This window comes from bacterium (assembly GCA_029210965.1).
Lineage (GTDB): Bacteria > BMS3Abin14 > BMS3Abin14 > BMS3Abin14 > BMS3Abin14 > JALHUC01.
Genome location: JARGFZ010000013.1, coordinates 61,750 through 76,282 on the forward strand (window position 1 = coordinate 61,750; position 14,533 = coordinate 76,282).

At 53.4% G+C, this 14,533-nt stretch carries 11 protein-coding genes; 3 read left to right on the plus strand and 8 right to left on the minus strand.

Annotated features, from left to right (window positions below; genetic code table 11):
• Positions 1-3: 3 nt before the first annotated feature.
• From fusA to P1S59_07300, 8 genes are all read right to left on the minus strand, one after another.
• Entirely contained in the window at positions 4-2,088 is a 2,085-nt protein-coding gene (gene fusA, locus P1S59_07265) for an elongation factor G (protein ID MDF1526050.1), read from the minus strand.
• A 287-nt stretch (positions 2,089-2,375) separates the two neighbouring features.
• Positions 2,376-3,155: a type III pantothenate kinase gene (locus tag P1S59_07270; GenBank protein ID MDF1526051.1), complete on the minus strand. Its 780-nt coding sequence runs from the start codon at positions 3,153-3,155 to the stop codon at positions 2,376-2,378.
• An 83-nt stretch (positions 3,156-3,238) separates the two neighbouring features.
• On the minus strand, positions 3,239-3,955 hold the full coding sequence (locus tag P1S59_07275; protein MDF1526052.1) for a biotin--[acetyl-CoA-carboxylase] ligase: 717 nt from the start codon (positions 3,953-3,955) through the stop codon (positions 3,239-3,241).
• A 386-nt stretch (positions 3,956-4,341) separates the two neighbouring features.
• Positions 4,342-5,190 carry a carboxylating nicotinate-nucleotide diphosphorylase gene (nadC, locus tag P1S59_07280; protein MDF1526053.1) on the minus strand — a complete coding sequence of 283 codons (849 nt, stop codon included), beginning with the start codon at positions 5,188-5,190 and terminating at the stop codon, positions 4,342-4,344.
• Positions 5,191-5,375: 185 nt separating this feature from the next.
• Positions 5,376-8,027: a valine--tRNA ligase gene (locus tag P1S59_07285; protein ID MDF1526054.1), complete on the minus strand. Its 2,652-nt coding sequence runs from the start codon at positions 8,025-8,027 to the stop codon at positions 5,376-5,378.
• Positions 8,028-8,205: 178 nt separating this feature from the next.
• Positions 8,206-9,765 (minus strand): response regulator, encoded by a 1,560-nt coding sequence (locus tag P1S59_07290; protein ID MDF1526055.1) that lies wholly within the window; start codon positions 9,763-9,765, stop codon positions 8,206-8,208.
• Between the two features lie 164 nt (positions 9,766-9,929).
• Positions 9,930-10,343 carry a chemotaxis protein CheW gene (locus tag P1S59_07295; GenBank protein ID MDF1526056.1) on the minus strand — a complete coding sequence of 138 codons (414 nt, stop codon included), beginning with the start codon at positions 10,341-10,343 and terminating at the stop codon, positions 9,930-9,932.
• 4 nt (positions 10,344-10,347) lie between these two features.
• The gene (locus P1S59_07300) at positions 10,348-10,791 is read right to left on the minus strand and encodes a chemotaxis protein CheW (protein MDF1526057.1); all 444 of its coding nucleotides are present in this window, start codon (positions 10,789-10,791) and stop codon (positions 10,348-10,350) included.
• Between the two features lie 297 nt (positions 10,792-11,088).
• Between P1S59_07300 and P1S59_07305 the strand changes: the two genes are divergently transcribed.
• The 3 genes from P1S59_07305 to P1S59_07315 all read left to right on the plus strand — a co-directional run.
• Positions 11,089-12,243, plus strand: a complete 1,155-nt coding sequence (locus tag P1S59_07305; protein ID MDF1526058.1) for an LptF/LptG family permease — start codon at positions 11,089-11,091, stop codon at positions 12,241-12,243.
• The gene (locus P1S59_07310; GenBank protein MDF1526059.1) at positions 12,240-13,331 is read left to right on the plus strand and encodes an LptF/LptG family permease; all 1,092 of its coding nucleotides are present in this window, start codon (positions 12,240-12,242) and stop codon (positions 13,329-13,331) included. Before P1S59_07305 ends, P1S59_07310 begins: the two co-directional genes overlap by 4 nt.
• A gap of 728 nt (positions 13,332-14,059) precedes the next feature.
• Positions 14,060-14,533: transposase (locus tag P1S59_07315; protein ID MDF1526060.1), on the plus strand; the 474-nt coding region annotated here is incomplete at its 3' end.

Consider the following 14,533-nt stretch of genomic DNA (forward strand, 5'->3'; position numbering starts at 1 on the left):
ACTCTATTCCTTTTCCTTTTTGCCGGCAGCCTCCTGGATGATCTTCTCTCTCAGGTGCGCCGGCACCTCCTCATAATGGGAGAAAGACGTGACAAAAGAGGCCCTACCCTCGGTCATGGACCTCAAATCAGGAGCGTAGGTTAAAATTTCCGCCATGGGAGTTTGGGCCTTAACGACCTGTACACCTTCCCTGGGATCCATCCCAACGACCTTTCCACGCCTTTGGTTCAGGTCACCGATCACTGCACCCATGAAATCGTCCGGTACGGTGATATCAATATTGACAATGGGTTCCAGAATTATCGGGTTGCATTCCATAAAACCTTTTTTAAAACCCATGGATGCGGCTATTTTAAAGGCCATTTCCGAGGAATCAACCGCGTGGTAGGACCCATCGTAAAGGGTTACCCTGACATCAGTGACAGGATAACCGGCCTGGGCACCCTCCACCAGCGACTCGCGAAGCCCCTTTTCAACAGCGGGGATATACTGCCGCGGGACAACGCCCCCCACGATCTTGTCCACAAACTCGAACTCACCGCCACGAGGCAAAGGTTCGATCTCAAGCCACACATCCCCGAACTGACCGCGCCCGCCGGTTTGTTTCTTGTACCTGCTCTGGAGGCTGGTCTTTCCTTTTATCGTTTCTTTGTAAGGGACCTTGGGGATGGCCATCTCCACCTCGACCCCGAATTTCGACTTGAGACGCTCCACCGTGACCTCGATGTGCTGCTGCCCCATACCCGAAAGAATGCTTTCCCGGGTGGCCTCGTCCCTCCTTACCCTGAGGGATGGGTCCTCGTCCAGAAGCCGCGCCAGGGACTGGCTGACTTTCTCCTCGTCCCCTTTGGACTTGGGCTTGATCGCATAGGAAAGAGAAGGTTCCGGGAGGCTGAGAGGCGGCAGGATAAACGGCTGGCCTTCAGTGGTTAAAGTGTCCCCGGTTCTTGTTTCCTTGAGCTTTGCAACACCAGCGAGCTGACCCGCGATAACCTGGGGCACATTGACCTGTTTCTTGCCCTGGAGGAGAAACAGGTTGCCAAACCGTTCCTTTGCCTCCCGGCTGGCGTTAAAGAAACCGCTGTCGGCCTTGAGCGTCCCGGATACGACTTTGAAGAGTGTGAGCTTACCGGCATAAGGATCAGCCAGGGTTTTGTATACAAAAGCTGCGAAAGGTTCGTCAGCCGACGGATTTCTCACCACCTCTGCCCCTTTGCTGTCTGTCCCGGTCACAGCACCTCTGTCAACAGGGGACGGCAATAAGGCCACCACGGCATCAAGGAGCTTCCTCACTCCAATGTTAAGGGTCGCAGACCCACAGAAAACAGGTACGAGATCACCGGCAATGACCCCTGCTCGGAGCCCGTGAAAAACTTCATCATCGGTAAGTTCGCCGGTCTCGAGGTACTTCTCAACCAGGTCGTCGTCCCCTTCGGCTGCAAACTCCACCAGTTTTTCCCGGTAATCATCCGCCATTTCGGTCAGGTCAGAGGGAATATCGTGCTCCGTGAACTTGCCGCTGCCGTCCATCTCGTAAAGACAGGCCTTCATGGAGATAAGGTCCACAACACCCTTAAAGTCGGCTTCGGCACCGATGGGGATCTGAAGGAGGACAGCCCTCGTTTTGAGGGTTTTCTCCACATCGGCTATGGCTTTATTGAAATCCGCACGCTCCCGATCCATCTTGTTAATGAACAGGGCGCCCGGAAGGTTCTGGTCTCTTGCCTTTTTCCACAGCCTCTCGGTGTTCACCTTGACACCGGAAACGCCGCTGATAATGCCGATCACCGCGTCAGACACCCTCAGCGAATAGAGAGCATCGGAAATAAAATCCTGGAACCCGGGGGTGTCAATGATGTTGATTTGATGGTTTTTCCAGGGAAATGTGGCTGTCGCAGCGCTGGAACTGATCTGACGTGAGATCTCCTCCGGGAGGAAATCCATCACGGTGTTGCCCTCCTCCACCCTGCCCAGTCGGTTCACAACCCCGGCGTTGAAAAGCATCGCTTCAGCCAGGGACGTTTTTCCGGCACTTCCGTGGGCGATGATAGCTACGTTTCGGATCTGTTCGGTATGGGTTTCCTTCATAGGATGCTTCCTCCGTTGCTTTTGATATCAGCGCCCTGCCTGAAGACTCCCTTGACATTCAGTGTACAGGGGACTATTTCGCGCGAAGGACCCGAAAGAAACCATCTCCCACAGGTTGGAGGGAAAGTCGACCCCGGGGTCCACAAAAATTTAGTAAAGTTACCATTGGGAACAAAAAGGCACAAGGCCAAACGGTTTGAGTGAACCGTGAATCGTGAACGGTGAACAGGAAGATCGAATGTCAACGCCTGTTTCACTATTCACTATTCACTTTTCGCTTTTTACATTTACTTGTCTTCATTCCTTTCAAACAGGATCCGGAGCCCTTCGAGGGTCAGGTCGGGGATGACTTCACTTATACACCGTGTTTCACCTGCTATCCCGCCGGCCAGCCCGCCTGTAGCCACCACGGTGGCATTTACACCCATTTCAATGTCTATTTTCTCAACAATACTGTCCACAAGACCGGCGTAGCCGAAGATAATGCCAGACTGAATACTGCTGATGGTATCCCGACCGACTATCTGGGCAGGCTTTTCCAGTTCGACTCTCGGCAGCTTGGCGGCCTTTAAAAACAGTGCGTCCAGGCTGATCTGGACTCCGGGGAATATCACTCCTCCGATGTATTCCCCCGCAGCCGAGATCACATCGAAGGTCATGGCGGTACCAAAGTCGATGATGATGAGAGCCTTCCGAAAACGTTCATAGGCTGCAACGGCATTGGCTATTCTGTCTGCACCCACTTCCTTTGGGTTGTCGTAAAGGATCGGCATCCCGGTTTTTATCCCCGGCCCTACCATGAGAGGCACGAGGTCGAAATCTTCAATAGACATTTCTATAAGAGCCTGTCTTGCAGGGGGTACGACGGAGCTGACACACACACCTCTCAGGAAGCTTCCATCCACACCGTCCCCACGCAAAAGGTCCTTGATCAGGTGGCTATATTCATCGGCCGTCCGGTCTCTGTCGGACCTTATCCTCCACCTGGATACGATCTCCTTTCCCCTGAAGATCCCCAGGACGGTCTGCGTGTTTCCAACGTCGATGCATAAAAGTAAGTCCTTCATAATCACCTCGTCCATCTCGAGAGTGCAAAGTGCAGAGTGTAGAGAGCAATAGAAAGAAACAGCAGATTTTGAAACTCTACACTCTACACTTTATTTATTTCCCCCGAATAAACCGTCACCTCACCATCCGCCGTTTTCATAACCAGGCCGCCGCTCTTGTCCAGCCGGACTGAAATTCCCTCCATTTCCCGCAGGCCGTCCCTGAAAATATAGGGGATGTTGAAAATCGCATGTCGTGTCCATTCCTCCATTGCATTTTTCCACCCCTCCCCTTTCATCCCTCCCACCCATGCTTTCATACCCCGGGCTATACGGACAGCCAGTTCACCCGGCTCCGGATCTTCTTCCAGATCGCCCACAAAAGCTATACGGTCCCTGAGTCCGACGGGAATTTCGGCCCCTTTACGTATCATGTTGACACCGAAACCCACTATGACCCAGAGAACCTTATCTCCCTCGCTTCTCGATTCTGTCAGAATCCCGGCCATCTTTCTCCCGTTAAGGAGGATGTCGTTGGGCCACTTTACTGTGAGGGATGCCCCTGAACCTCCCATGGCAGACAGAAAGGAAAGAGAAGCTATCAAGGGAAGCCGTAACAGCTGCCGTGGACTGACCTCGGGCCGCAGGAGGATCGACATGTGAAGATTTCCTTCGGGAGACCACCAGTCCCTTCTTCGGCGGCCCCTGCCGGAGGCCTGACGATCTGCTATCACGATGGTCCACTCCGGAGCCCCTTCCTCGGCCATTTTGACCAAATGGTCGTTGGTGGAATCAAGGACTTCAAAGTGATGATATTCCATATGGTCAACCCGGAAGAATAGCAGGTGCAAGAGAAACCTGATTTCACCCAGCCGTTCCTTTCTTTGATAAATTCCAAATTTCAAGAGCGGTCAAGCAACAAATTTCTCTCGCTCGTTCGCCACGCCGAATGCGTGGCTCACTAGAGGCGCTGGGAACGCAGAGTGGATCTAATCCAATCAGGATTTCATCTCACCAGCTTTTTGTTATTCCTGCGAGATCTGTGTGAGACAGGTTAGGATCTCAAATCTCATATTTCAAAGGATTTCTCAGTGCCCTCTGTGGACTCAGTGGTGAAAAACATCGCCTTTATTGTAATTGTCTTTCCCCCGGAACCAAGCCTTTCTCTGCGCCTCTGCGTCTCTGCGCGAGGCAGCCTTTATCGCAATTAAGGATCAGCGGCCAATATCTCCATGGCTATATCCACAGCCTGAGCCGAATGGGTCAACGCTCCTACCGAAATATAGTCCACTCTGGCCTTATCGAGGTAGGCTTCGATGTTATCCAGGCCGATACCCCCGGAAACCTCCAGTCTGGCTCTTCCTTCACAGACACTGACGGCCCGGGTAACCTCTTCGGGAGTAAAATTGTCAAGCATGATAATTTGGGCACCGCTGTCCAGCGCTTCCTCAAGCCCATCCAGGTCTTCCACCTCCACCTCAATTTCGATGCCTTCCGGGACGTTACACCTGGCTTTTATTACAGCCTTGCCGATACCTCCGCAGGCGGCGATATGGTTGTCCTTGATAAGCACTCCGTCGTAAAGACCCATTCGGTGGTTTGTGCATCCCCCTGTCCGTACCGCCATTTTGTCCAACCACCGCCAGCCAGGAATGGTCTTTCGGCTGTCAAGGACCACGGTCCTTCCAGAGGCAATTTGAGCATAACGACGCGATAAAGTCGCCACACCGCAGGTCCGTTGGAGGAAATTCAGGGCGGTCCTCTCCCCTGCAAGGAGGGCCTTCATGAGCCCTTCAACCTCTGCAATGGTATCCCCGGCTGGGACAGCCTCACCCTCAACCTTCAAGGAGGTGAACAAAATCCCAGGCTCGATCCTTCCAAACACTTCGCGGGCAACTTCCAGACCGCAGCAGATCAGCGGCTCCCTGGCCTCGATAATTGCCCTGCCCTTCAAATCGTCATCCAGCAAGACCTCTGAAGTAAGGTCCCCGGTACCGAGGTCCTCCTCAATGGCAAGTTCAATGAGCCTGATGACCTGTCCAGGCAGTCTACTCATTAACAACCTCGCAAAAAACCTCTTCGAGCCGTTTTACAAGGCGGGCACGCCAGGGCGTGATCCCCTGCAAGTCCCGCCGCGGCGGGATCGAGAGAACGCAGTAAATTCATTTCACGCCGCAGGGGACGCCCCCATTCCCGGCCCCGCCAATAACGGGACTGTTTGATGGGCTTTTAATAAGCTCATCAATCATTAAGACGCTCCAGATTCTCCTGCAGTTTGATCTTTTGCGCGACCAGCTCTTCCAGAAGGTCTTTGTTTTTCTGAACAACCTCATTGGGAGCCTTGTCCAGGAACTGGGAGTTGGAAAGTTTTTTCTCCACCTTGGAAAGTTCCACGTCAACCTTCGCAAGCTCCCTTGATAGCCTTTCTGATTCAGCCCCACGGTCCAGGTCGTCGGTGGCTGAAATGAGCACCTCCTGTCCCCTGACAACCGCCGCCGAAAGACCGGCATCGACTTCTCTTTTTTTAGAGAAACTGATGTCCGAAAGTCTGGCCAAACGGATTATATCAGCTGAGGATCCATCCAGCATCTCAGCTATGCCGCTGTCGGGACACACAAATGTGGCCTGCACTTTGGTGGATGGCGGGATCACCAGTTCGGTTCTCAGGTTGCGGATGGTCGTGATAAAATCCATAACAACATTCATGGTTTCCTCGGCCTTCTCGTCCGCATCATCCGGCATGGCTTCAGGATAGGGAGCGATCATTATACTCGCCCCTTCTGACGGCAGCCTTTGCCAGATCTCCTCCGTCACGAAAGGCATGACGGGGTGAAGCAGCCTGAGAAAGTTGTCGAGGACCATTCCGGCAGTCACGGCGGTCTCATAAAATGCGCTTTCACCCTTGTCACCGTAGAAGGATGGTTTGGCCAGTTCAAGATACCAGTCGCAGTATTCATGCCAGAAGAACTGGTAGAGAATATGAGCGGTATCGTTAAACCGATAACCTTCAATGCACTCCCGGGTCTGAGCGATAACTGCAGCCAGGCGGCTCCTGATCCACCTGTTGTGGATCTCTTCCGCATCAGGCGGGGCAATCAGATCCTCTCCTGAGACTTCCTCAAGGTAGGACAAGACCAGCTTGGAGGCATTCCAGATCTTGTTTATGAAGTTGCGGTAGCCCTCGATCCGGTCTTCGGCAAGCTTAATGTCCCGTCCCATTGCCGCGAAGGCGATGAGTGTAAATCGAAATGCGTCTGCGCCATACTGATCGATGACGACCAGAGGATCAATAACGTTACCCCGGGACTTGCTCATCTTATGTCCCTCCGAATCCCGAACAAGGGCATGTATATAAACTTCCCTGAAGGGAACGTCCCCCATGAACTTTATTCCCATCATGATCATGCGTGCCACCCAGAAAAACAGGATGTCAAAACCGGTGACCAGACAACTTGTAGGATAGAACTTTTTGAGTGCATCTGTTTCCTGAGGCCATCCCATGGTGGAAAAGGGCCAGAGAGCCGAGGAAAACCATGTGTCGAGCACATCCTCCTCCTGGTGAAGATCAGAGCTGGAACATTCCGGGCACGTTTGGGGCTCATGGACCTGGACAATGACCTGGCCGCAGTCTCCGCATTTCCAGACCGGGATCCTGTGCCCCCACCATATCTGTCTTGAGATGCACCAGTCCCTGATATTGTACATCCACTCGAAGTAGGTCTTCTCCCAATTCCTTGGGATGATGCGGATCCTGCCATCCTTGACCGCCTCTATGGCTGGCTGAGCCAACTCTTTCATCTTGACGAACCACTGAAGAGACAAGAGAGGTTCTATGACTTTCTGACAGCGGTAGCACTGACCGACAGCGTGGTCGTAATCCTCCACCTTAACCAGGTACCCGCCTTCCTCCAGATCTTCCACAAGCTTCTGCCGGCATTCATATCGGTCCAACCCTTCGTAGCGCTCACCAGCTTCGTGGGTCATGGTGCCGTCCATGGAGATAACGACCATCTTGGGCAGATCGTGCCGCTCCCCGATCTCAAAGTCGTTGGGATCGTGAGCAGGGGTGACCTTTACGGCCCCCGTACCGAACTCCATATCGCTGTAATCGTCTGCGATGAGAGGGATATCCCTCCTGGTCATGGGAAGGTGGAAACTTTTGCCAATGAGGGAACGATATCTTTCATCCGCGGGATTCACAGCGACAGCCGTGTCGCCGAGCATGGTCTCAGGCCTTGTCGTGGCAACCACGACCTCACCGGACCCATCAACTGCGGGGTACCGTATGTGGTAAAGATGTCCTTTTCGGTCGTGGTGCTCCACCTCCAGATCCGAAAGGGCCGTGTGGCACCTTGGACACCAGTTGATAATGTAATCGCCCTGGTAAATAAGCCCTTCGTGGTAAAGACGCACGAAAACCTCACGTACGGCGGTGGAGAGGCCCTCATCCATAGTGAACCGCTCACGCTCCCAGTCACAGGAGGAACCAAGTCGGTGAAGCTGCTGGAGAATAACCCCCCCGTATTTTTCCTTCCACTCCCAGACGTTTTCGATAAACTTTTCCCGTCCGAGGGCGTGACGATTAGTCCCAATAGAAGCAAGTTGTTTCTCAACCACGTTCTGGGTGGCGATCCCGGCGTGGTCTGTTCCGGGCATCCAGAGTGCCTCGTGTCCGGCCATCCTCTTGTACCGGATGAGGACATCCTGGAGAGTATTGTTCAGAGCGTGCCCCATGTGGAGAGAGCCGGTCACATTGGGAGGCGGAATGACGATACTGTAGGGCACACGGTCTGAACATTCATCGGCATGAAAATATCCGTTTTTTATCCAATCAGCGTACCAGTGTTTTTCGGATCCCATCGGGTCGAAGTGTTTCGGCATCTCTTTAGTCATGGTGCTCCTTAGGCGAGGATACATCGAGTGAAACGTGAAAAGTGAATTGTGAAAGGTTCACAAATCACAATCAACTATTTACTGTTCACCATTCACTGTTCACGGTTCACTGCTTTTCTCATACAAAAGAGGGCTGCCGGTCCCCCGTCAGCCCTCATAAAGCATGTCATCATGAGCGTCAGGATCCGTCTTTGATCTTCTGAATAACCTCCCGGATAAGGACTTCCGCCATTTCCGGAACGACCTCCCAGACGATCTTTTCGACCTTGTCCTCGACAATCTTTCTAATGGTTGCGTCGTCCGGAACAGCCCCACCAGTTGGGGAGGGAGCTACAACCCTCGGCTCAGAAATAGAAGGCACCGGGACCGGGACAACAGGGACATCCATGACCGGTTCCGGGATCGTCTCAACAGGCGATTCCACCACCGGCTCGGCATTGGGCTCAGTGAAGAACTCCTCCGGTAATTCGGGGGTGAGGTCGACTGCCAGTTCAAAGGGCGGCTCAGGTTCCGGCTGAGCTGTAATGTTTACAGGGGGAGCCGCCTCAGGGCCTGGTATCGGATCGGGAGTAAATTCGAGGACCTCTGGAGGGGCCTCCATCACGCCGCTGGTGCTACTGCTCTCGATCCCGCCACTGGCGGGACTCGGGGCAGGCGGGACAGGTGCGGGCGCGGGGCTGAGAGAGGGGGCTGGCTCCACTGCCAGAAAATCCGGTGAGGTCGTCTCCCCTGCGATAGCAGGTTGATCCCCGGCAGGTTCAGGAACTACGAAGGACACCTCCTGGGAATCAACTGCGGAAGCAGCCTGGGGCGGTTCCATTTCGAAAGTCACCTCTTCTACCGCATCGTCCAGAAAGTCAGCGACAGGAACCTCTTCAACACCCCCGGTCTCGAAACCGAAGAAATCCTTCTCCATGTTCTCAACACGGCTTCTCTCCATCATTTCCGGCACCTGAAGGGGGACAGGAGGCACTGATAGCTGTGGTTCAACCTGGGGTACCGTCTCACTCTCAACCGCCTCAGGAATTTGAAAAGTTTCAGGAGGTGCTGCAGCTGGAGGCTTAAACTCCGATGGTGGAGATTCAGGCCGGCCGATACCGACATCGAAACTTCCCACGTCTACAACACCTGTATCTTCGATCGGACCGAACCCGGGTGCCGGAGCACCGGTCTCCATGCCCGCCTCATCGTCTCCCGTATCACTGAGGATGTCCCATATATCCGGTTCTGCCGCCTCGACGACCCTGGGTGGCGCAGGTGCTTCCGGTACTGCTTGCGGTACTGGATCAGGTACTGCCTCAGCGACCGTTCCCGGATCATTGGCAGCAGCCGCGATATCTGCTGCGGGGATCGCAGATAAAGAAGCAGGGGGCGTGTCCACGATGAGGGTTTTCACCTTTTCAATGAGTTCGCCAGATTCAAAAGGCTTTGTAATAAAATCGTTCGCTCCCGCCGATTTCGCCTCTTCCTCATCAAAAGCTTCGAAGGTACCGGCAAGGAGCAGAACTGGAACCGAGCTTGTCTCCGCTAGTTGCTTGACAGCCCTGCAAAGCTCATAACCGTTCATCTGGGGCATGATGACATCAGCGAGAACAATGTCCGGTTTCCAGCTTTTGACAAGCTCAAGAGCCTCTGCGCCGGTTCCCACCGACTGAACCTCAAACGGCTCGTCTGCGAAGGTCAATGCAATAACCTTCTGGATCGTTACACTGTCGTCAGCAACAAGGATCCTTTTCATTTTCTTTCCTCCCCCCCTAACCGTTCACCGCAACACCTCGGGGGTAAAAGGTGTCATTGATGTCAGATTGAAAATATTTACAGTTCGGTTGCCTGTTGGCAATTTTCCCTAATCTATCATGTTTCATGCATGATTCAGACACAGGTTCATGAACGGACCCCGGATCAGAAAAGCAGATCCATTTCCAGAAGGATCATCTCACCCCCTGTTTTTTTCAACACACCTGCAATAGCATCACTGGTAAGCGAAGACTCGCCCTCCAAGGGAGTAATCTCATCCTTTTCACCGCTGGTTATTACTCCACCCATATGACGCACCCTGAAACCTACCGGGTCATCTACCGGGCCTGTCACAATGACGAAGTTGCCGGTTTCGTCATGTCGGGTTCCCAACAGGTCGAGAAGTGAAAAAACCGGCAGAACCATGTTGCCACGGTATGAAAGGATGCCCTCAAGGGGAAGCCTTCCGCCCGGCACAGGCACCAGGGATGCCACGTCAAGAACTTCACGAACAGTTTCGATGGGAACCGCAAACCGGTAACTGCCAACGGTGAAGCTTATCAGTCTCCTTTCCAGCATCGGGTCAACTCCCTAAATCTAATGAAATCAGCCGGGAAAGGTCAAGTTCCAATACGAGCCCATCCTTTCGAAACCGTACTCCTGCAATGGGAACATCGGTGTAGGGAAGAGCCCTCAAGGGGAAGGCGGCCATCTCACTTGAGGCCTCGATGCCCAGTACATGGTCAACGGCAAAAGCTCTGCCTTCATCTCCCCATCTGACGACAACGACCTGAGAACTGTCGAACAAGCCGGATCCCGGAAGCAGGATGTCCACTGGAAGCCAGGCTCCCCTTGAATGAACCCAGTGCTGGGGATGCAACCCCTCCGGAGAGCCTTCAGGGATCACACCCTCTGGAAGATCCTGCACGGATTGGATCCTGTCCGCTCCAAGAATCTCATCGATATGGCCAAAAGGCAAACTGACCAGATGAGCTCCCGCACGAACAATAACAGCTCTGTCAGCCATTACCGGAATTCCCTCCTCATTTTGGCATCGTTTACCAAAACTACCATTTGCCATTGTATCAGTCAACCGAAGTCCCCGAAAGGTAACGTAAAAAATGGACTTTTATTGAACATCCAGGTTCCCGTGCATCAGGTGGGTATGGTATAGAGAAAAAGGAGAATGTTGAACGCAGAATGCAGAACGCAGAATAAAGCCTAAAACGTGAATGCTTGACGGATACTATGTTAAATGTTCACTGTTCACGCACCCACCTTTTGAAATTTGGAATTTGGAATCTGGAATCTGGAATTATTTTTTATGCCCTGGAAACTCTACAAATACATCCTCAATAAGTTTGTGTCCACCTTTGCAGCCGCCATCGGGGTTTTCACAGTTCTGTTCCTGATTGATCAGGCCTCACGGCAGGTTCAGCAGCTGGCGCCCCTCACCAGCAGCATCAAGGACTTTTTCCTGTCCTTTCTTCTGCTGGCGCCGCCCCTTCTGGCCTACACGATCCCCCTGGCCTTCCTCATATCCATGATCTGGACCCTGGAGCAAATGAAACAGGAAAGAGAGCTTCTGGCTATCATGGCTTCCGGGATCGCTCCTCTCCGGCTATTGACGCCTTTCATCGTTTTCTCCGTTTTCACCTTCGTTATAACCTATGTGGTGATCGGATACGTGGGACCGGCCAGCTTACGCCACTACAACACCCGTCTTGTGAACATGGCACGACAGAGTTTCATAAACGACCTGAAACCGGGAGCGCTGTTCGATGGGATCCAGGGCACTCTCCTTCTGGTCGGTGGTTTTGAAAGGGATTCCGGGCGCATAGACGGTCTTGTCATGATCCGCAGCGACCTGGGTGAGGCAGAAATGGGAGAGATCATTATCGCTCAGAGAGGTGAGATACAACCCCCCTCAGACAAGTCCAACGATCTGATCCTGAAACTCGCGAACGGGACAATTCATCCTGTCGCTTCCGCCGGGGAAGAATATCGTTCGGGATCTTTTGACAGCCTGGTTTCAAGGATCCAGAGCCAAACTCCCAGGACAAGCCTAAGAACTAAAGAGTACCTGATGGGCGCTTCCAATGAGGATCTCAGATCCTGGTCCGGTAAAACCGATAATGTTGCAGACAGGCGTCTGGCGGCCATGTACGCTGTCGAAGTCAACAGGCGCCTCGCTTTCCCCCTGACTGTCCTTCTCTATCCGTTTATCGTATTTCCAGCTGCGGTTTCCTCCGGCAGGCACGGAAAAATAACGGCTTTTTCCGGAAGCCTCCTCCTCTTTCTCATGAACTTCCTGCTATTTTCCGTGGGGTCGCGCCTGGCCTACCAGGGGATGATCCCCGCCGCCCTGGGAGCCTGGTTCCCGGTGATATTTCTCACCCTGGCGGGCCTTGCCGTCTTTCCCATATTCATCGCCATCCAGCTCCGGGGCACAAGAGCATCCGGAGGAAACAGGCCATGACCCTTCTGGATCGACATATTACGAGGAAGTGGATCCTGTATTTTTTTCCCGCCGTTGTCGTTCTGGTGACAGTATTTCTGGCTTCGGATGTGGCGATGACCTTTTGGGATAATAGCCGGCGAGGAATTTCACCGGGCATTGTCGCCCTGCATTATTTCCTGAAGACACCGTATCTTCTTTATCAGACAGCTCCGGTCGCGTCTCTCATCGCTACACTTCTCACCCTTACCGGGATGAAACGCAATGGTGAGATGACCGCCATATTCACTTCGGGGACAAGCGGAGTCCGTTTGAGCTTACCGATAATCATATCTGCTCTTTGCGTAAGCCTGCTGTCCTTTTATTTGACCGAATCTGTGGTCCCGGGCGCCAACAGGATCAGCCGGGATCTGGTGCGCAAGGATTCCGGAGCGGGGGCCTCGGTTGTCGGTACCGACCGGATCTGGCTCAGGGATGGGAACCGTGTCATCCACATCCGGTCGGTGGAAAACGAGGGAACCATGCTCACGGAACCGACGATCCTTCAGTTCGAGGACGGTGGCCTTCGCAGTTTGAGCCTCCGCCTGGACGCTGAGACCGCGCACTGGGACAAGGGCACCTGGCGGGCCGAAAAGGTGTTTCTGAGGAGGTTTACAGACGGAATCCTTATCGAAACCAGGGTTTTGAACAATGAACGTCTTCCTATCAGAACCAATCCAGATGAATTCCAACGGGTTCGCAGGAAACCGGAGGAGATGGGACGAGCCCAGCTAAAAAAATACATCCATAACCTGAAACTGGCTGGTCTTCCTTATGCGAGATACGAGGTCAATTTCTTCCAGAAAGCCTCCGCGGCGATCATATCCCTGGTCTTCACCATCCTCTCCCTTCCCGTAGCCTTCATCGTGCCTGTGAGGAGCGGTGTCCCTATGGGGATCGGCATAAGCATCTTTCTTGGAGCCGTTTTCTGGTCTTTTTATTCCCTGTCCCTGTCCCTGGGTTTTGCCAGCATCATCCCCGCCCCCATCGCGGCCTGGTCGGCCCAGGTGGTGTTCTTCCTGCTGGGTCTTGCCGCGCTGGCGCTGATAAGGCGGCCGCGATTACATTAAAACACGGTATCGGGGTGACGGGGTGTGGGGGAAAGAACTTACTCCTGTGGTCCTGAAACGGAGAATCGGCGAAACGGGGAATCGGGAAAAATGAGCGGTTCCTGTAAAGGCGTTGAAAGCTGATTTTACCGCAGAGGACGTCACGCCTCTGGCGTGACAGGCTTTGGACGCAGAGGAAGGCCTGGCGAGGGATACAACGGTTTCTAAAAGCGACCAGAACTCTCACCACAGGGTCCACAGGGTGACACAGGGTTAAATCTGGATCCTGGGGAAAGTACGGTGGCTGAAAATTCAGAATGTAGAACATAGAACGTAGAATGTAGAATGCAGGAGAAAAAGTGTGTCATTGCGAGGCCAATGAACGAGCCGAAGCAATCCCGGTTTCTATAAACGCGCTGTTTTTCACCACTGAGCTCATTGAGGACACTGAGAAATTCCGGGAACTGGGGAAAAGCGCGGTTGCTATAAAGGCGATTTTTTAAACGCCAAGTTCGCTACTTGTCACGGGAAGTTCGAAGAACGAAGACGGGTCATCGCGAGCCGATTCTTATGCGAAGCGATCCCGGTTGCTATTAAAGCGATGCTTTTTACCACTGAGTTTTAGAAAACCCGAGACATAATGATGTCTGTCAGTTGTCAATAAGGATCTGCCTACCTTGCGACGTGGGTTATGCTTGGCATATATGAACTTGCACGTGCCGAGCACAGTGCCAAAACCAAGGAGGCAGATCATGGAAAGTATCCTGTACGTCGGTCTTGATGTCCACAAGAAATCCATCGAGGTAGCTTTGGCCGAAAGCGGTGTAAGCGATGAGCTGCGCCGATACGGTCGTATTGATGGTGATCTGGATTCGTTGGACAAAGTCGTCCGCAAGCTTGTTTCCACCGGTAAGGAGCTGCGATTCGTGTACGAGGCGGGACCATGTGGTTACGAGATCTACCGTCATCTGAACAACCGGGGTTTTGAGTGTGTTGTGGTTGGTCCTTCCCAGGTTCCCCGGCGCAGCGGTGACCGGATCAAGAATGATCGCCGGGATGCGATGGCCCTGGCCCGCCTGCACCGTGCCGGGGAGTTGACGGCCGTGTACGTGCCGACTCCGGAAGACGAGGCCATGCGTGACCTGGTTCGGGGCCGTGAGGACGCCAAGCGTGACGAGCGCAAGGCTAAACAACGTTTAGGGGCTTTCCTGCTGCGTCACGGC

Bases quoted from the DNA above. Each gene is read 5' to 3' on its own strand.
- P1S59_07290 (MDF1526055.1), bottom strand. From the start codon at position 9,765: ATGAAAAGGATCCTTGTTGCTGACGACAGTGTAACGATCCAGAAGGTT.
- nadC (MDF1526053.1), bottom strand. From the start codon at position 5,190: ATGAGTAGACTGCCTGGACAGGTCATCAGGCTCATTGAACTTGCCATT.
- P1S59_07310 (MDF1526059.1), top strand. From the start codon at position 12,240: ATGACCCTTCTGGATCGACATATTACGAGGAAGTGGATCCTGTATTTT.
- P1S59_07300 (MDF1526057.1), bottom strand. From the start codon at position 10,791: ATGGCTGACAGAGCTGTTATTGTTCGTGCGGGAGCTCATCTGGTCAGT.
- P1S59_07295 (MDF1526056.1), bottom strand. From the start codon at position 10,343: ATGCTGGAAAGGAGACTGATAAGCTTCACCGTTGGCAGTTACCGGTTT.
- fusA (MDF1526050.1), bottom strand. From the start codon at position 2,088: ATGAAGGAAACCCATACCGAACAGATCCGAAACGTAGCTATCATCGCC.
- P1S59_07275 (MDF1526052.1), bottom strand. From the start codon at position 3,955: ATGGAATATCATCACTTTGAAGTCCTTGATTCCACCAACGACCATTTG.
- P1S59_07285 (MDF1526054.1), bottom strand. From the start codon at position 8,027: ATGACTAAAGAGATGCCGAAACACTTCGACCCGATGGGATCCGAAAAA.
- P1S59_07305 (MDF1526058.1), top strand. From the start codon at position 11,089: ATGCCCTGGAAACTCTACAAATACATCCTCAATAAGTTTGTGTCCACC.
- P1S59_07270 (MDF1526051.1), bottom strand. From the start codon at position 3,155: ATGAAGGACTTACTTTTATGCATCGACGTTGGAAACACGCAGACCGTC.